Here is a 14,604-nt window from a genome sequence, read left to right on the forward strand (position 1 = left end):
AAAAGCTCAAAGCCTTCCTCCTGCCCCGCCGTCATTACGCTTGCCTCTCGCAACTCAAGCAAGCCCTTTTGCATGCCTTAGGTCTACTGGGGGCTGTAGAGGTAAAAATCTGATGTGGAGATACTTAGCAAGGGCTAGATAGGGGCCCAGGTGTCGAGCCGTCTCGAATCTCGAATTATGCAAGCTTCAGAGGAACGCGCTGCTCTCGAGCCCCTCTACCGGCAAATTTCCACCTTACGGGCGCAGGTAGAGCAGGAGGGCGCGGCGCAATACCAGCGCTGGCTGCCCTACCTGAAACGGCCCCCGTTTGCTCGGTCGGCCCGCAACCTGGCCGACTACCTGGCCTTGCGCAAGCACGATCTGCGCCTCCTTCAGCGCGAACTGGCCCGGCTGGGGCTATCCTCGCTGGGGCGGGCCGAGTCCAGGGTGCGGGAGAAACTCGAGGCGCTGCTGGCCACCCTGAGCCGGATGCTGGGTCATGGCAAGATGCCCTACCCACGACCAGAAGACTTTTTTGCCCGGGAGGCTTTGCTCGAGGCCGCTACCGTGGAGCTTTTTGGTCCCGGCAGGGGCCCCCGCATCCTGGTCACGCTGCCGGAGGAAGTTGCTACCGACGCTGCCCTGGCTTCGGGACTGGTGGCGGCGGGCATAGATGCCGTCCGAATCAACTGCGGGCATGGCAACCCGGACGTCTGGACCCGGATGATAGCCCAGGTGCGCCGGGCTTCCGAGGGGCGTTTTATTCCCATCCTGATGGATTTGAGCGGCCCCCGCCTGCGTACCCTGGGGGTGCGGGCCGAGCGGCGGCTTTTTGTCGGAGACCTGCTCGCGCTCACCGCCCAGGCAAACCTTGGGGATCGCTACCCCTTTTGCGCAAGGATAGGACTACCGGAGGTGCTTGCAGGATTGCAGGTGGGCCACCGGGTTTTTATGGATGAGGGAAAGCTCGAGGCCCGCGTGGAGCAAGTCGAACCCCAGGCGGTGCTGCTGCGGGTGGTCAGTACGCCTCCCAAGGGCTTCAAAATGCAACCCGAGAAGGGCCTGAACCTGCCCGATACCCCGCTGGATATCGAACCGCTCAGCCCCAAGGATCTGGAAGACCTCGAGTTTGCCCTTCGCAACGCCGACCTGCTGGGGTACTCCTTCGTGCAGCGGCCGGAAGATGTGGAACACCTGCTTTCGGAACTGGAAGCTCGCCAGCCCTACCGTTTGCGCGGGCTGGTGCTCAAGGTCGAGACGGCCCTGGCGGTGAGCAACCTGCCCGAACTGGTGGTGCGAGCCGCCGGGCGCTGGCCTACCGCCATCATGATTGCCCGGGGCGACCTGGCGGTAGAACTCGGCTACGAACGCCTGGCCGAGATGCAGGAGGAGATCCTCTGGCTGGCCGAAGCAGCCTCGGTGCCGGTCATCTGGGCCACCTAGGTGCTGGATCGGCTGGTCAAGAAAGGCACCCCTTCCCGCGCCGAGGTGTCGGACGCGGTGCTGGCCGCCCGGGCCGAGTGCGTCATGCTCAACAAGGGGCCCTACCTCGAGCAGGGCATCCGGGTGCTCACGGAAGTGCTGCGGCGAATGCAAGACCACCAGTACAAAAAAACCCCCAAGATGCGCCCCCTCAAGGTCTGGTCTTAATACAACCCCGTTTTCCCCGTAACGCCGATAACGTCCCACCTCCGAAAGTGCTTCTGGGAGGTACTTTCCTAGATTGGCGTTACGTGCGGGGGCATGTAACGGTTTTTTTCGCACTGGACGGCGGGCTTTTTCCCTAGGCTTGGAATCAGCAAGAACTCTACGGGGCGACGCCTATGCATGAAAAACGCCATTCCATCCATATCTGGCTCTACCGAGCCCTCGTACCGGCGCTGCTGGCACTGCTGGCAGCCTGCGGTGGCCCAAACAGACCCACCGCCATGCCGCCCAGTGATAACGGTTACCTGCTGACGGTGCCCATCACCGCAAGCGATACCCCAGAACGCCTGGCCCAACGCTATGGGGGCGAGGTAATTGCCTGGCTGGAGGCGCAGGCCATCCTGAAGCTCAGCAGCCAGGCCGCCGCGGCCCTGCAGGGGAGTGGGGTCTCGCTGCAAAACACCACCCTGCAACCCAACGCCACCGTGCGTACCCCGGCCACCGCCCTGGGCTTCAACTCCTGGGCCGGGGGGTTCAATAGCTGGGCGGGTGGCTTCAATAGCTGGGCCGGCGGCTGGAATAGCTGGGCCGGTGGCACCAGCACCATCCCCGCCCTCCCCAGCGAAAACCGCTTCCAGTTCATGCTGACCAAAGTGCCCCAGGCCCAGGCCCTCAGCCGCAATTTCGGGCAGGGCATCAAGGTGGCGGTGCTGGACACCGGGATTGACCTGGCCCACCCCCAGTTTGTGGGTCGGCTGGCCCCCAATAACCAGCACTACGACTTCGTGGGCCTGGACGCCATTCCCCAGGAAGTGGCTGGCGCCATGTACGGCCACGGCACCGGGGTAGCCAGCCTGATTTTGCAGGTGGCGCCGCGGGCCACCATCCTGCCCATCCGGGTCTTGAATGGCGATGGGGCCGGCACGGTGGCCGATGTGATCTCGGGCATCCAACACGCCATGAGCATGGGCGCCCAGGTGATCAACCTCTCGCTGGGCACCACCGTCAACGACACCGCCCTGCAGCTCACCATCAACAGCGCGACCAACCAGGGCATCTACATTGTGGCCTCGGCGGGCAACACCGGCGACAGCAACCTTACCTACCCCGCCGCCTGGGCCAGCAACGGCGTGAACAACCACCGGTTCCTGGTTAGCGTGGGCAGCGTTAGCAGTGCCCTGGCCCTCTCCCTCTTCTCTTGCAGCGGCCCCTCGCTGGAGTTCGTGGCCCCCGGCATGCTGATTGCCGGAGCCTACCCCGACAACCGGTTTGCCTATTACACCGGCACTTCCTTTGCCACTCCGCAGGTGACCGGGGCCATCGCCCTGGCGCTGGCCGAGACGGTGAACAAGAGCAGTGTGGGGACTTACCTCGAGCAGTCCGCCGTGAACCTGGGTACTTCCAATGTGCAGTGGGGGCTGGTCAACACCGTGGGCCTGCTGCAAAAGGCCCCCGATGTGCAGCGCAAGCAAGCCATCCTGGTGGTGGGGAACACCAACCTGAGCGCTGGCGATGCGGCCATTCGAACCCGCCTGGAGAGCATCGGTTATACCGTCACGGTAAGGGACCATAAGGCCAGTACGGCTTCCGACGCCACGGGCCGGGATGTGGTGCTGATCTCGGGCAGCGTGACCCCGGGCGACGTGAGCACCAAATTCAACAATGTAGCCGTGCCGGCGGTGGTGATGCACTGGGATTTGTTTGACGAGATGCGCATGACCGGGAGTAAATCCGGTGACCGCAACACCCAGACCGGACAGACCCAGGTCACCCTGCTCAACAACACCCACCCCCTCGCGGCGGGCCTGCCCCTGTTCAACTCAACCATCTACAGCAGCTCGGATGCGCTCAACTGGGGCAAGGTAGCCTCTGGGGCGGTGAGCGTGGCCAGCCTGACCTCCGACACCACCCGCTCGACCCTGTTTGGCTACGACATCGGGGCCGCCATGCAAAGCGGCACCGCTCCGGCCCGCCGGGTGGGGTTCTTCCCCAGCAGCACCGGCACCACCCGCCTGACCAATATGGGATTGCATCTGCTCGAGGCCGCCATCACCTGGGCCGTCTCGGGGAACTAAGGAGTAGCCATGATGATCGAATCCAAGAAACCCCAACTGCAGGCCATCCTGGTGATGGACTCCCGCAAGACCTCGCTGGCGGTACGCCATCAGAACTTCACCGGAGCCTGGTCACAACTGTACAAGGCCGGCGACTTCTACCTCGACCTGAGCCTGAAACCGGATAACCACAAAGCCTACCTGCAAGGGTATATCGTGGCCGACCCCAGCCAGCTCGCCCAGATTCAGGGCAGCACCGCCCTGCACAACGAACAAACCCAACTGACGGCTCCAATCAGCCTGACCGGCTCGTTCCGGCTGGAGGTGCCGCAGGGGGGCAAGTACCATCTGGAGATAGCCCTGCAGAATCAGGTCATTCGGCTGGAGCACATCGAAATCTAGCCTCCCGCAAATCCAGACCTCCAGGAACAAACCTGGGGGTCTTCTTATACCGGATTCAAAAAGACAGTTTACAAAACCAAAAACACCAGAGGCTGTCTTTTTGAATCCTAGAGCACTCCCTTCGGTCGGGTTAGTTCGTCACCCTTTGGTGACGAACTAACCGAATCTGGTATTACGTCTTAAGGCGTTCTTTGAAGCACTGGGCAATGCAAAAATCTTTTCGAACCCTTGTTTCAGTTCTACCGGGGCCTGGTCTTGCGGGTGGGTAGGGCGTTCCAGGGGTCTTCGGGCCAGGGGTGTTTGGGGTAGCGCCCCCGCAGTTCCTTGCGAACTTCGGGGTAGGTGTGGTTCCAGAAGCTTTTGAGGTCTTGTGTCACCTGGATGGGCCGCTGGGCCGGGGAGAGCAGGTGCAGCAGCACCCGTGTGCGGCCTTCGTTAACCGTGGGGGTATCGGCCAGGCCAAACATTTCCTGTAGCTTTACCGCCAGCACCGGCGGGCTACCATCGGGGTAGTAGGTGAGTCTGACGCGCGAACCGCTGGGCACCTGAAGCCTTGTGGGGGCCAGTGCGTCCAGGCGGGCCGGAAGCGGCCAGGGCAAGAGCCCCCCCAGGATGCGCTCGAGCTCGAGGCGGGCAAAATCTGCGCGGCGCGAGACTCCCTCCAGCCAGGGGGCCAGCCAGTCCTCGAGGGTATCCAGCAAGTGCTCGTCGGAAACATCGGGCCAGCCTTCCTCGGGCCGCCAGCTTCGCAGGCAGAGAACCCGGGCCTGCCACTGGCGCAGCTCTTCCGTCCAGGGTAAAAGCGATAGGCCCTCCGTGCGCACCACCCGGCACAGCACCTCGAGGCGCCGCGCTGGATCAAGGCGGGGGAGGGGTTCCCTGGAAAGCACCACCTCCCCCACCCGCAGCTCGCGCTGGGCCAGCAGAACCCCAGTTTGGGCGTCCCAGGCTACGGTCTCGACGGGCCGGGCCAAGGGCGCCAGGTCTTGTGGCTCGACCGGAGCAGCCAGAAATATGCGGCCCTCCTCCTGGCCTGCGTCCAGGTGGGCCACGGCCAGCCAGGGGGTGCCGGCCAGCAGGTCGTTCTCGTCCAGGCGCACCCCCCGCCCCCCCGAGAGGCGGTAGCGCAGGCGCTCCCCTTCGCGCAGGCGGGCCAGCCGGTCGGGGTAAGCCGTTGCTATGAGCATGCCCACCCGGCGTTCCTCTGGTGGATGGTTGTCCGCAGCCACCCCCAGGCGGTGCCGCCACTGTTCGCTTAGCCGCTCGATGCGGGCCAGCACCCCCGGTTCGGCGTGGTGCAGGGGCTTGCCGCTCTGGCGCCAGTGCCGCAGGGCCTGTAAGCGCAAGCCCACATCGGCTCCGGCCCCCCTGGGCAAGGGGTCGCGCTCCTCCAGCAGCGCGGCCAGGTCGGCGGCCAGAGCGCTTTGCCGCAGGGCCTGGCCTTCCAGTAGCAGGTGGGCCAGGCGGGGGTGGGTGGGCCACTCGAGCATCGCTTTGCCCCGTTCGGTGAGGGCCTGGCCTTCCAGCGCTCCCAGGGCTTCCAGGAGTGCGCGGGCCTGCCGGAGGGCCCCGGCGGGGGGTGGGGTGACCCAGTCCAGTTTGTGGGGGTCTTGCACGCCCCACTGGGCCAGCTCGAGCACCAGCGGGGCCAGGTCGGCCTCCAGAATCTCCGGCCTGCGCTCTTTTAGGAGCTGCCCATGGGTGGCCTGGCTCCACAGCCGATAGCAGACCCCCGGCCCCAGCCGCCCGGCCCGCCCCCTGCGCTGCTCGGCGGCGTCCTGGGTGACGCGCACCGTCTCCAGGCGCGTGAGGCCGCTTTTCGCATCGAAGCGGGGGAGCCTCGAGTACCCCGAGTCCACCACCACCCGGATGCCCTCGATGGTCAGGCTGGTCTCGGCAATGGAGGTCGAAAGCACCACCTTGCGCCGCTGCGGATCGGGCAGGATGGCCGCCTGTTGGGCCGCGAGGGGCAGGTCGCCGTAGAGCGGGGTAATTTTCACCTCGGGGTGCCGCTCAGCCAGAAGCCGCTGGGTGCGGGCAATCTCGCCCACCCCCGGCAGAAAGACCAGAATATCGCCCGGGTGCTCGGCCAGGGCCCTCGAGACCGCCCCCGCCACTACCCCGGGTAGGGGGCCTTCGGGGTCGCGGGGTAGGTAGCGGACTTCTACGGGGTACAGCCTGCCCTCTGCGGTCACGACCGGGGCTTCCAGCAGCCGGCCCAGCCCCTCGGTATCCAGCGTCGCCGACATCAACAAAATGCGCAGGTCTTCGCGCAGGGCCTGCTGCACCTCGCGGCACAGCACCAGGCCCAGGTCGGCCTGGAGGCTGCGCTCGTGGAACTCGTCGAAGATGACCAGCCCCACCCCTGCGAGGCCAGGGTCTTTTTGCAGGCGGCGGGTCAGGATGCCTTCGGTAAGCACCTCGATGCGGGTTTGGGGCCCTACCCGGCTCTCAAAGCGCACCCGGTAGCCCACGGTCTGCCCCGTCTCCTCGCCCAGCAGGGCGGCCATGCGGGCCGCCGCGTTGCGGGCGGCCAGGCGGCGGGGCTGGAGCATCCAGATTTTCTGGCCCAAAAGCCAGGGCTCCTCCAGCAGCTCCAGGGGTAGCACCGTGCTTTTGCCCGCGCCGGGGGGGGCTTGCAGAATTGCCGTGCGGTGCGAACGCAGGGCGTTTCGCAGCGCAGGTAGAACGGAATATATGGGCAGGCTGGCTTCGGACATGGCCCCTACTTTCGCTCTGGTATTTTTGCACAGGCCCCTTCAGGCAGGGCTGCTACCCTGGGCCTAAGGTGTTTGGACTGTTGTGGTTCCTCCTATTGGTACTTGCAGCGCTTGTGGCTGCCCAACAGGTGCGGCAACCCCGGTTCTGGCGCACCGAGTCGCCTGCCCTTAGCGAGGTAATTTCGGTCTGGCTGATTCTGACGCTGGTGATGACGGGTAGCCTAATTGGACTGAGCGAGTTGCTGGGGCAGATGGCGCTGCGATAGGCCGGCGTAATTTTTTGGACTCATGCAGTCCAAGAAACGCCCAGAGGGGTTTTGCTGCCTATTTTCGACAGCGCTTTTGCTGGGCTTCCACTATCGTTGTATGGATATGAGCAGAACCGAGGAATACTTGCCCTGGGCCGAGATTTTTGTTCAGACCCGGCGGGTGGTGGCGGTACGGATGGACGCCGAGCGCGGCGAGTACGAAGCCCTGAGTGAAAATGGCTCGAGCTACTTTATCGAGCGGCTCGAGCAGGCCCAGGCCCTGCTGCTGGTGTTGCAGGAGCGCGCCCCAGGCAAGACCGAACCCGACACCAGGATCGGCTACGTGCTGTAAAGAAACAGGCTTCCGGCTTCATCGGTGTTGCGGGTTTGCTACACCGGCAGTTGCGCGGGCAATTTAGGATGGAGGGGTGGAGTACCTTGCCTATGCTGTCTTGCTGCTGACCTACCTGGGCCTGGGCCTGGGCTACTGGCCGGGCTACCGCATGAACCGGGCGGCCATCGCCCTCACCGGCGCAGCTTTTCTGATTGTGCTGGGGGTGCTCGACTTCGAGCGGGCCTGGCGGGCCCTGGAGCCCCATACCCTGGGCTTTTTGTTTGGGGTGATGGTGCTCAACACCCACCTGGGCTATGCAGGTTTTTTTCAACTGGTGCTCAACTGGTTGGTGCACCTGGCCCGCTCGCCGCTGGGCCTCCTGATATGGCTCACGTTCGGGACCGGCATCCTGTCGGCCCTGTTCCTCAACGATACCATCGCCATTCTCTTTACACCGCTGGTGCTGGCCCTTACGCGCACCCTGGGGCTGCCGCCGGTGCCCTACCTGCTGGCCCTGGCTGGGGCGACCAACCTGGGCAGTGTGGCCACCCTGACCGGCAACCCCCAGAATATTGTGGTGGGAAGCCTCTCCCGGATTGGCTACCTGGACTTTGCCGCCGCCCTGACCCCGGTGGCCTTGCTGGGCCTTCTGGTACAGGTGGGGCTTTTGTATCTCTTCTATCCGGCGCTGCGTTCCCTGAAGCCCCTGCCACCCTTGCCGCCCCTGCGCTTCCGCTACAACCGGGCGCTGTTGTTCAAGGGCCTCTGGATTACCCTGGCCCTGCTGACAGCCTTTGTGCTGGGCTATCCGCTGGCCCAAGCCGCCCTGATTGCCGCCGGGCTTCTGCTGTGGAGCCGCCGGATTCGCTCCGAGCGCTTTTTTATGCGGGTGGACTGGGAGCTGCTGGTGATGTTCTCGGGGCTTTTTATGGTCACGGCTGCTGTTAAGGAACTGGGCCTGCTGGCTCGGATTGAGCCCCTGGCCACCTCGGCGGCGGGCCTGGCCGCTGTAACGGTGCTCCTCTCCAACCTGATCTCCAATGTGCCGGCAGTGCTGCTGTTGTACCCCCTGATCCCCGCCGGCGACACCCAGGGCTGGCTTCTGCTGGCGGCGGCCTCGACCCTGGCGGGCAACCTGACCCTGTTGGGATCGGTGGCCAACCTGATTGTGGCCGAGGCCGCAAGGCGCGAAGGCTACCGTCTAGGCTTTATGGAGCACCTGCGCTTTGGCCTGCCGCTCACGCTGGTTACCTTGTTGCTTGCCTATGGCTGGATTTACCGCTAGATTGGAGCCCCGTCTGATGGCGGTAGCCCAGGAAATCAGGGCACCTACCCATGCCGATATCGGGGCCGACCATGCTCTTTTGCCGCGCTATCTGCTCTTGTCCGGGCGGGTAGAGCGGGTGATTGTGGTGGAGAAAAACCGGGGACCCTGGGAGAACTCGAGGCGAGCCCTTGCGGGCCTGAACGCCGAGGTGCGCTTGGGCGATGGCCTTTCGGCCTTGCAGGCGGGCGAGGCCGACGCCCTGAGCCTGTGTGGGATGGGGGCCGGTCGCATGGTTCGTATCCTCTCGGCCCATCCCGGCAGGCTACCCCCCCGCCTGGTGCTCCAGCCCAACGATAGCGCCGAACCCCTGCGCCGCTGGGCGCTTTCTGCTGGGTTCGCCCTGGTGAACGAACAGATGGTGGAGGGCTTCTGGCGCTATGGCATCCTTACCCTACAGCGCGGCACTTGTACGGCCTATGCGGGGTTGCCGCTCGAGCCGGCCCTGCGCTATGGGCCGTTGTTGCTCAAGGCCCGGCACCCCCTGCTCGAAGCCGCCCTGCAGGAGCGGCAGCAGTATTTACAAAAGCTGGTGCAGGTGGAGAAAGTCCGGGCCGAGCTCGAGGTGCTGGGGCAGGCCCTGGCGCTATTGGGTGTGTAGTTCGCCTACCCCCACACGCCACAAGCCTTCCTCAATGCGGCAGCCGGTGCTGCACAAGGCCATACGCATAAGTGCCCAGCAGCGCCCCTAGCAAAATCAGCAGTGCACCCGCATACCCGCTGCCCAGCAGGGCGTAAATGGGTCCTGGGCAGGCCCCCACCAGCCCCCAGCCCAGCCCAAACACCACTCCGCCCAAAATGTAGCGGTAGCGGCCCGGATCAGATGGGCGGATGCGCAGGGGTTCCCCATCGCGGGATTTGACCCCAAGCCGCCGCAGTAGCCATAGCGAAAGGGCTGCGGTCAACACCGCACTGCCAATAACCCCGTACATGTGAAACGACTCAAAGCGGAACATCTCGTAGATGCGGTACCAGGAGGCAATCTCGGAGCGAATGGCCACGATACCGAAAAAAGCCCCCGCCAACAAATAAGGTACGTATGCCAGGAGGCTGCCGGTGGGCCTTGTGGTCTGTGCTTCGACCTTGAACTCATCGGGTATGGGAAAGGCCATGCTTTACCTCCAGGAAAGGAGCCAGGGCAGGAGCAGGTGGGCCGATATCAGCCCCCCCACAAAGAAGCCCAGTGTGGCCAGCAAGGAAGGCAGTTGCAGTGCGGCTAGCCCGGTAATGGAATGCCCCGAGGTACACCCTGCCGCCCAGCGCGCCCCAAAGCCAATCAGGAACCCGCCCAGCAGCAAAAACAAGGCCCCCGGTAGGCTCAGCACCGCTTGCCAGGAAAAAAGTTCTTGGGGCAAGAAGCCCGAGTCCGCCGAAACCCCCACCTGCGCCAGGGCGAGGGCAGTCTGGGGGTTGAGCGATACCGGGTTGGGGTTGGCCCAGAGCGCCCCGGCCACAAACCCGCCCGCCACGATGCCCAGCACAAAGGCCAGGTTCCAGCTTTCGGCTCGCCAGTTGTACTGGAAGAAGGGCTGCCGGCTGCCCAGGGCCGCGCAGAGATGCCGTAGCGAGGAGGAGATGCCAAAGCGCCGGTTGCCAATCAGGAGCAAGAGGGGCACGGTCAGGCCAATCAGGGGGCCCGCTACGTACCAGGGCCAGGGTTGGGTGAGCCATTCCATAGAAACCCATCATGCGGGAAAAGCTGACAAAGATTGTAAACTAATCTGCAAAAAAGAACCTCGAGCCCATTTTTTAGGGGAGGCTCGAGGCGCAAGAAGGCTTCAGATGCGACAGTTGAACAAGACCACCTGACCCCGCACCAGCAGGCGCCCAAGCTGCCCAATCTCCCAGGTGTAGGTGTTGTTGGAGTAAACCAGCGTGGCCCCGCTACGAACCAGCGGCAAGGTCTGGAAGGCCCCGTCGTAGAACAGGCGCACCTGGTTGCTGCTGATGTAGTTCACCACCAGGGTACCGCCCTGGCAGGTGTAGGTGTAAGAACCCGAGGGAGGCCGCACCGGCTGCACGGGCTGGACGGGTTGAACCGGCTGCACGGGCTGCGGCGGCGGCGCAATGCCCACCAAATTGATGCTGAGGCGCGTGGTACGGCCCGCCTGGACGGTGACGTTGGTGCGGAAGGGGCTGAACCCACTGCGGCGCAGTTCCACGGTGTAGGTGCCGGGGTTGAGGGTGAGGTTGAGGGGGGTGCTGCCCACCAGGCGGCCATTAATCAGCACCTGGGCGCCCCTGGGGTTGCTGTCCACCGCCAGGATACCTGTGGGGGGTGGGGTGGCAACGAGCGGCAGATTGAGCTGGGTAACCTGCCCGGCCTGGATGGTGAAGGGGGTGCGCAAGGGGTTGTAGCCGCTGCGGCGCAGCTCGAGGTTATAGCTGCCCGGTTGCAGCTCGATGGACAAAGGCGTATTGCCCACCACACGCCCGTTGATCAGCACCTGAGCGCCGCCGGGGATGCTGCTCACCGACAGGGTTCCGGTAGTGGGTGGGGGTGGGGGTAGCTGCCCGGCAATGTAGTAGGCTTCGTCGGTGACCCAGTCGGTGGTGGGGATGGGCGTCACCACAATCGAGAGGGCACGGGCCAGGTTGCTCTGGCCCTGAATGCGGGCCTCGCCGGTCTGGATGTTGATAATCTCCGAGACATCCAGCGGGCGGCGGCTGGCCACGGCCAGCACCCGATCCTGTCCAGCCGGGCCCTCCACGGTAAAGGTATAGCGGGCTCCGGGGCCGGGGAAGGTACGTACCTCGCCGGCTTGCAATAGGTTCTGCTGCTCAAAGGCGTTGGGGAGAATTCCGCTAATCTCGCCGGTGGCCCGCACGCTAAAAAGGTAGACATAAGCAGGCTGGCTGACCTGAACCGAGATCTGGATGTTCTCGCCAAACTGATAGACCGGGTTGCCGGTTTTGTTGGGGTCTTTGTCCACCCAGACCCGCACCTGGAGGTCCTGGGGAGGGGTGGGGTTCACGATAATGCTCTGTGGGCGCAGGGGTTGCGCCAGGGCCGAGGAGAGCAAAGCCAGGCCCAATATACCGACGATTTTTTTCATACTGCCTCCGCTAGAGGGGTTATTTACAGAGCGCAATTGCTAAGCACCACCTGACCCCGAACGCTCAGGGTGCCGCGGCTGCCCGTCCACTCCCAGGTATAGGCCCCCCCGCTAAACAGCAAGGTGGGGCTGCGGCGCACCAGGCTCAGGTTCTGGAAGGCCCCATCGTAAAAGAGTTGCAGGTTGTTGCTGTCCAGGTAGCGCACCACCAGGGTGCCCCCACTGCACCGGTAGGTGAAGCTGCCCGGGCCCGGTGTAACAATGCTGGGCTGTACCGGGGTCACCGGGGTTACGGGTTGCACCGGCTGCACCGGGCGCTGGGGCTCGTCTTCCACCAGCAAGATGCAAGAGGAGAGGCCCAAAGCCAACAAAAGAAGCAAGAGAGGGCGAAGCATAGGGTTCAAAAGTCCTTTCTAGGGGCAGTTGGAGTAGACGTCGTAGACATACGAGCCGGAGTACGGCCTGCCACTGGCGGTTGTAACCGTAACCGTGACCGTGGTTTTACCGGTGATGGAGGGGGGAGGCGTGATGGGGGTGACAATGATGGATTGCTGGCTCACGCCCGAGGGCAGGCTCTGGGGCACACCACCCTGACCAAAAGTCAGCGTGCCGACAAATACCAGATCGCTTCCTTCGCGGGTGAGATCGCCAATGGAGCGGTTGAGAGTAAGGGTATCTCCAGACGCAAAGCCTTCATACCTCTCTTGAATAGAAGAAATCACCGAGGAGTCCGGTGCGCGGAATTTGTAGCGCATCTGGGTGGTTTTGTTGGTGCAGAAAACGTATCGAAGGTCGGTATTTCGCTGCCAGTTGCTGTCGAAGCGGAAGTTGGAGACGGGCAAATCGGCAACGATAATACAGCTGGAAAGCGCCAGGGCAAGGCTGCCAAGCAGGGTTACGAGGGCAATTTTTCTCATGCCTCGAGCCTAGCACATTCCGAACACGCCGCATAGGGGAAGGCGGTATGTCTTAAGCGAAGCTAATGAACTTTGCTTCGGCTGTAAGGGCTTAAAAGCGAAACCCTGCACTGATGGCCAGGGTGGGGGTGATGTAGAGCAGGCTCTGGGTGGAGTTGATGTCGGTGCTGGCGAAGAAAACGCCGCCCTCCAAGCCTAGCTCGAGCGGCCCTGTAACGAAGCGGTAGCCCCCACTTAGCGAGAGGGTGCCAAACAGTGTGCCTACCCGGGTAGCGTTGTCGGCCACAATGGCTCCTCCGCCGCGCACGGCGCCAAACAACCCCTCGCGGTCTGGGCCGGAGTAGAGCGCAGCCCCTGCCTGCAAACTGCCACCGGTTACGCTTCCGCCCAACCAGACCCCACCCCCCACCATGTAGGCCAGGCTGCCACGGGGGTAGACCACCGTAAAGGGGTCGAGCCACTCGACCTCGGCCCCCAGGGTGCCGTAGCCCGCCGCCAGGCCCAGCCCACTCACGGCGCGGATGCTCACAAAGCTGCCCAACTGGGCCAGGGCAGGGGTCAGGGCAAAGATGCTCAGGATGACCAGGAGACTCAGAAAGCGCTTCATCAACCCCCATGTTACCCAGGTTGCGGGGGCAGGTCTTCCAGGATTTAGAAAACCTCAAGAAAAAAAGCCCAGATCGCTTGATAAAAGTACGGTTCAGGCCAACAGGATGGGCCGCTCGAGGTAGTAGGCCACCCGCTCCAGTAGCTTGCCGGCCAGTTCGGTGCTGAGGTCGCCGCTAAGGGTCAGCAGGGCGTGGCCCCCGCTGGCCCGGCCCAGGGTAAGGGTGGACAGGCCGGGGAAGATCACCTGGTCGAAGGCGCTGTCTATCAGCGAGAGCACCACCAGCCCTTCGGCGGGGTCGGCGGCCATGCGCAAGGAGTCCAGCGCACCCCGCAGCGACTGGGATGGGGCCACCCGCAGGCTTTTGAGCGTGTCGCCCTCGAGGCTGCCCTTGGTAGGGCGCATTGGGGTCTGGGTGTCGGCCAGGGCTTTGTCCGCCGCACGGTACAGCAGGGCATCCACCCCCACCTCCATGCGCCAGGCTTCGCTCAGGGTCTGGGCGGCGCTCTGGGCCGGGCCAATTTCCACCAGGCGCTGCCAGGCCTGTACCCGCAGCATTCTGGGGAGGGGAGCGGTGTCACTGGGCATAGCTGCCACGCCTGTGGGCGCAGGCGCGATGGGCGGTGCCACGGGTTCGGGCTGCGGGGCTGCCGGCGGCTCCACCGGAGAAGCAGGGGCCGGCTCTTGCGCCATGGAGGGCATCTGCGACATCTCCCGCTCCACCGCTGGTATGGAAGAGGCCTCCTGCTGCCCGGATGCAACCGGTGGGGCCTCTACCGGGGTTTGATATGCAGGGGCCGTCTCTACCGGGGGTTGATACGCAGGGGCCGTCTCTACCGGGGGTTGATACGCAGGAGCCGGAGAAACTTCGGGTTCGGGAGCGTTGCTGAAGCTCATCCCTGCCTGCAAGGGGCTGGGCGGAGGGGTGGGCATCTCGGGGGCGGTTATGACCTCCTGGGTTTCCCAGATGAGCTTGGGCGCACTGCTGGGGGGCGCTAGGTCGGTCTCGGTAGGTAGGGGCGGCAGGCCGGCCAGCTCGGGGTTCACCTCGGGAAGCGGTGCTACCGGGGCTGGGGTGGGCTCTGGTTCCTCCCATTGCAGCGTGGGCAGGGGCTCGGTAGCAACCAAAGGCTCTGGCTCATCGAAATTCGGCACCAGCGGAGGCTCAGGGGCCAGCGTGGGCGCTTCTTCGAAGGCATCGGCGGCTGGGGGTACCGGAGGGGCCGGGGCGTCCAGGTCAAGGTCGAGGTCAAACTCGATATCGTCCATGGTGGGCGCCGCCGATAGGGGAGACGGGGTCGGTGCGGGAGTGGGGG

The 14,604-nt window shown here is 64.2% G+C and carries 16 protein-coding genes; 8 read left to right on the top strand and 8 right to left on the bottom strand.

The window, feature by feature from the left end; genetic code table 11:
• Nucleotides 1-177: 177 nt before the first annotated feature.
• The 4 genes from Mhypo_RS14550 to Mhypo_RS14560 all read left to right on the top strand — a co-directional run bounded on the left by Mhypo_RS14550 (nucleotide 178) and on the right by Mhypo_RS14560 (nucleotide 4,082).
• Nucleotides 178-1,422, top strand: a complete 1,245-nt coding sequence (locus Mhypo_RS14550) for a pyruvate kinase (protein ID WP_206074931.1) — start codon at nucleotides 178-180, stop codon at nucleotides 1,420-1,422.
• Nucleotides 1,423-1,629, top strand: coding sequence for a hypothetical protein (locus Mhypo_RS18610; protein WP_240637270.1), 207 nt, complete (start codon nucleotides 1,423-1,425; stop codon nucleotides 1,627-1,629).
• Nucleotides 1,630-1,802: 173 nt separating this feature from the next.
• A complete protein-coding gene (locus Mhypo_RS14555) occupies nucleotides 1,803-3,701 on the top strand; it encodes a S8 family peptidase (protein ID WP_119342009.1) in 1,899 nt (632 codons plus the stop codon).
• A gap of 9 nt (nucleotides 3,702-3,710) precedes the next feature.
• Nucleotides 3,711-4,082 (top strand): hypothetical protein, encoded by a 372-nt coding sequence (locus Mhypo_RS14560; protein WP_119342010.1) that lies wholly within the window; start codon nucleotides 3,711-3,713, stop codon nucleotides 4,080-4,082.
• A gap of 239 nt (nucleotides 4,083-4,321) precedes the next feature.
• On the opposite strand, the gene hrpB is transcribed toward Mhypo_RS14560, so the two are convergent.
• Nucleotides 4,322-6,802, bottom strand: coding sequence for an ATP-dependent helicase HrpB (gene hrpB / locus Mhypo_RS14565; protein ID WP_119342011.1), 2,481 nt, complete (start codon nucleotides 6,800-6,802; stop codon nucleotides 4,322-4,324).
• Nucleotides 6,803-6,915: 113 nt separating this feature from the next.
• Here hrpB and Mhypo_RS14570 point away from each other — a divergent pair, with 113 nt between their 5' ends.
• From Mhypo_RS14570 to Mhypo_RS14585, 4 genes are all read left to right on the top strand, one after another.
• Nucleotides 6,916-7,068, top strand: a complete 153-nt coding sequence (locus Mhypo_RS14570) for a hypothetical protein (RefSeq protein ID WP_240637271.1) — start codon at nucleotides 6,916-6,918, stop codon at nucleotides 7,066-7,068.
• 106 nt (nucleotides 7,069-7,174) lie between these two features.
• Nucleotides 7,175-7,402, top strand: a complete 228-nt coding sequence (locus Mhypo_RS14575; RefSeq protein ID WP_119342013.1) for a hypothetical protein — start codon at nucleotides 7,175-7,177, stop codon at nucleotides 7,400-7,402.
• A 76-nt stretch (nucleotides 7,403-7,478) separates the two neighbouring features.
• A complete protein-coding gene (locus Mhypo_RS14580) occupies nucleotides 7,479-8,669 on the top strand; it encodes an anion transporter (RefSeq protein WP_119342014.1) in 1,191 nt (396 codons plus the stop codon).
• On the top strand, nucleotides 8,650-9,309 hold the full coding sequence (locus Mhypo_RS14585; RefSeq protein ID WP_119342015.1) for a tRNA (adenine(22)-N(1))-methyltransferase: 660 nt from the start codon (nucleotides 8,650-8,652) through the stop codon (nucleotides 9,307-9,309). Before Mhypo_RS14580 ends, Mhypo_RS14585 begins: the two co-directional genes overlap by 20 nt.
• 31 nt (nucleotides 9,310-9,340) lie before the next feature.
• Here Mhypo_RS14585 and Mhypo_RS14590 read toward each other — a convergent pair whose 3' ends face one another.
• The 7 genes from Mhypo_RS14590 to Mhypo_RS14620 all read right to left on the bottom strand — a co-directional run.
• A complete protein-coding gene (locus Mhypo_RS14590; protein WP_119342016.1) occupies nucleotides 9,341-9,820 on the bottom strand; it encodes a DUF6691 family protein in 480 nt (159 codons plus the stop codon).
• A 3-nt stretch (nucleotides 9,821-9,823) separates the two neighbouring features.
• Nucleotides 9,824-10,384 (bottom strand): YeeE/YedE family protein, encoded by a 561-nt coding sequence (locus tag Mhypo_RS14595; RefSeq protein WP_119342017.1) that lies wholly within the window; start codon nucleotides 10,382-10,384, stop codon nucleotides 9,824-9,826.
• 102 nt (nucleotides 10,385-10,486) lie between these two features.
• Complete coding sequence (locus Mhypo_RS14600; RefSeq protein ID WP_119342018.1) at nucleotides 10,487-11,764, bottom strand: PEGA domain-containing protein; 1,278 nt, start codon at nucleotides 11,762-11,764, stop codon at nucleotides 10,487-10,489.
• 23 nt (nucleotides 11,765-11,787) lie between these two features.
• On the bottom strand, nucleotides 11,788-12,159 hold the full coding sequence (locus tag Mhypo_RS14605) for a hypothetical protein (protein WP_119342019.1): 372 nt from the start codon (nucleotides 12,157-12,159) through the stop codon (nucleotides 11,788-11,790).
• An 18-nt stretch (nucleotides 12,160-12,177) separates the two neighbouring features.
• On the bottom strand, nucleotides 12,178-12,681 hold the full coding sequence (locus tag Mhypo_RS14610) for a hypothetical protein (protein WP_119342020.1): 504 nt from the start codon (nucleotides 12,679-12,681) through the stop codon (nucleotides 12,178-12,180).
• Nucleotides 12,682-12,772: 91 nt separating this feature from the next.
• A complete protein-coding gene (locus Mhypo_RS14615) occupies nucleotides 12,773-13,288 on the bottom strand; it encodes a hypothetical protein (protein WP_119342021.1) in 516 nt (171 codons plus the stop codon).
• A 93-nt stretch (nucleotides 13,289-13,381) separates the two neighbouring features.
• Nucleotides 13,382-14,604: hypothetical protein (locus tag Mhypo_RS14620; protein WP_119342022.1), on the bottom strand; the 1,223-nt coding region annotated here is incomplete at its 5' end.

Origin of the sequence: Meiothermus hypogaeus, assembly GCF_003574035.1 — a bacterium.
Classification (GTDB): domain Bacteria; phylum Deinococcota; class Deinococci; order Deinococcales; family Thermaceae; genus Meiothermus; species Meiothermus hypogaeus.

What these genes read in the sequence shown, in the direction of transcription:
- Mhypo_RS14550 (WP_206074931.1), top strand. Translation starts at nt 178, where the DNA reads ATGCAAGCTTCAGAGGAACGCGCTGCTCTCGAGCCCCTCTACCGGCAA.
- Mhypo_RS14555 (WP_119342009.1), top strand. Translation starts at nt 1,803, where the DNA reads ATGCATGAAAAACGCCATTCCATCCATATCTGGCTCTACCGAGCCCTC.
- Mhypo_RS14560 (WP_119342010.1), top strand. Translation starts at nt 3,711, where the DNA reads ATGATGATCGAATCCAAGAAACCCCAACTGCAGGCCATCCTGGTGATG.
- hrpB (WP_119342011.1), bottom strand. Translation starts at nt 6,802, where the DNA reads ATGTCCGAAGCCAGCCTGCCCATATATTCCGTTCTACCTGCGCTGCGA.
- Mhypo_RS14575 (WP_119342013.1), top strand. Translation starts at nt 7,175, where the DNA reads ATGAGCAGAACCGAGGAATACTTGCCCTGGGCCGAGATTTTTGTTCAG.
- Mhypo_RS14585 (WP_119342015.1), top strand. Translation starts at nt 8,650, where the DNA reads ATGGCTGGATTTACCGCTAGATTGGAGCCCCGTCTGATGGCGGTAGCC.
- Mhypo_RS14590 (WP_119342016.1), bottom strand. Translation starts at nt 9,820, where the DNA reads ATGGCCTTTCCCATACCCGATGAGTTCAAGGTCGAAGCACAGACCACA.
- Mhypo_RS14595 (WP_119342017.1), bottom strand. Translation starts at nt 10,384, where the DNA reads ATGGAATGGCTCACCCAACCCTGGCCCTGGTACGTAGCGGGCCCCCTG.
- Mhypo_RS14600 (WP_119342018.1), bottom strand. Translation starts at nt 11,764, where the DNA reads ATGAAAAAAATCGTCGGTATATTGGGCCTGGCTTTGCTCTCCTCGGCC.
- Mhypo_RS14605 (WP_119342019.1), bottom strand. Translation starts at nt 12,159, where the DNA reads ATGCTTCGCCCTCTCTTGCTTCTTTTGTTGGCTTTGGGCCTCTCCTCT.
- Mhypo_RS14610 (WP_119342020.1), bottom strand. Translation starts at nt 12,681, where the DNA reads ATGAGAAAAATTGCCCTCGTAACCCTGCTTGGCAGCCTTGCCCTGGCG.
- Mhypo_RS14615 (WP_119342021.1), bottom strand. Translation starts at nt 13,288, where the DNA reads ATGAAGCGCTTTCTGAGTCTCCTGGTCATCCTGAGCATCTTTGCCCTG.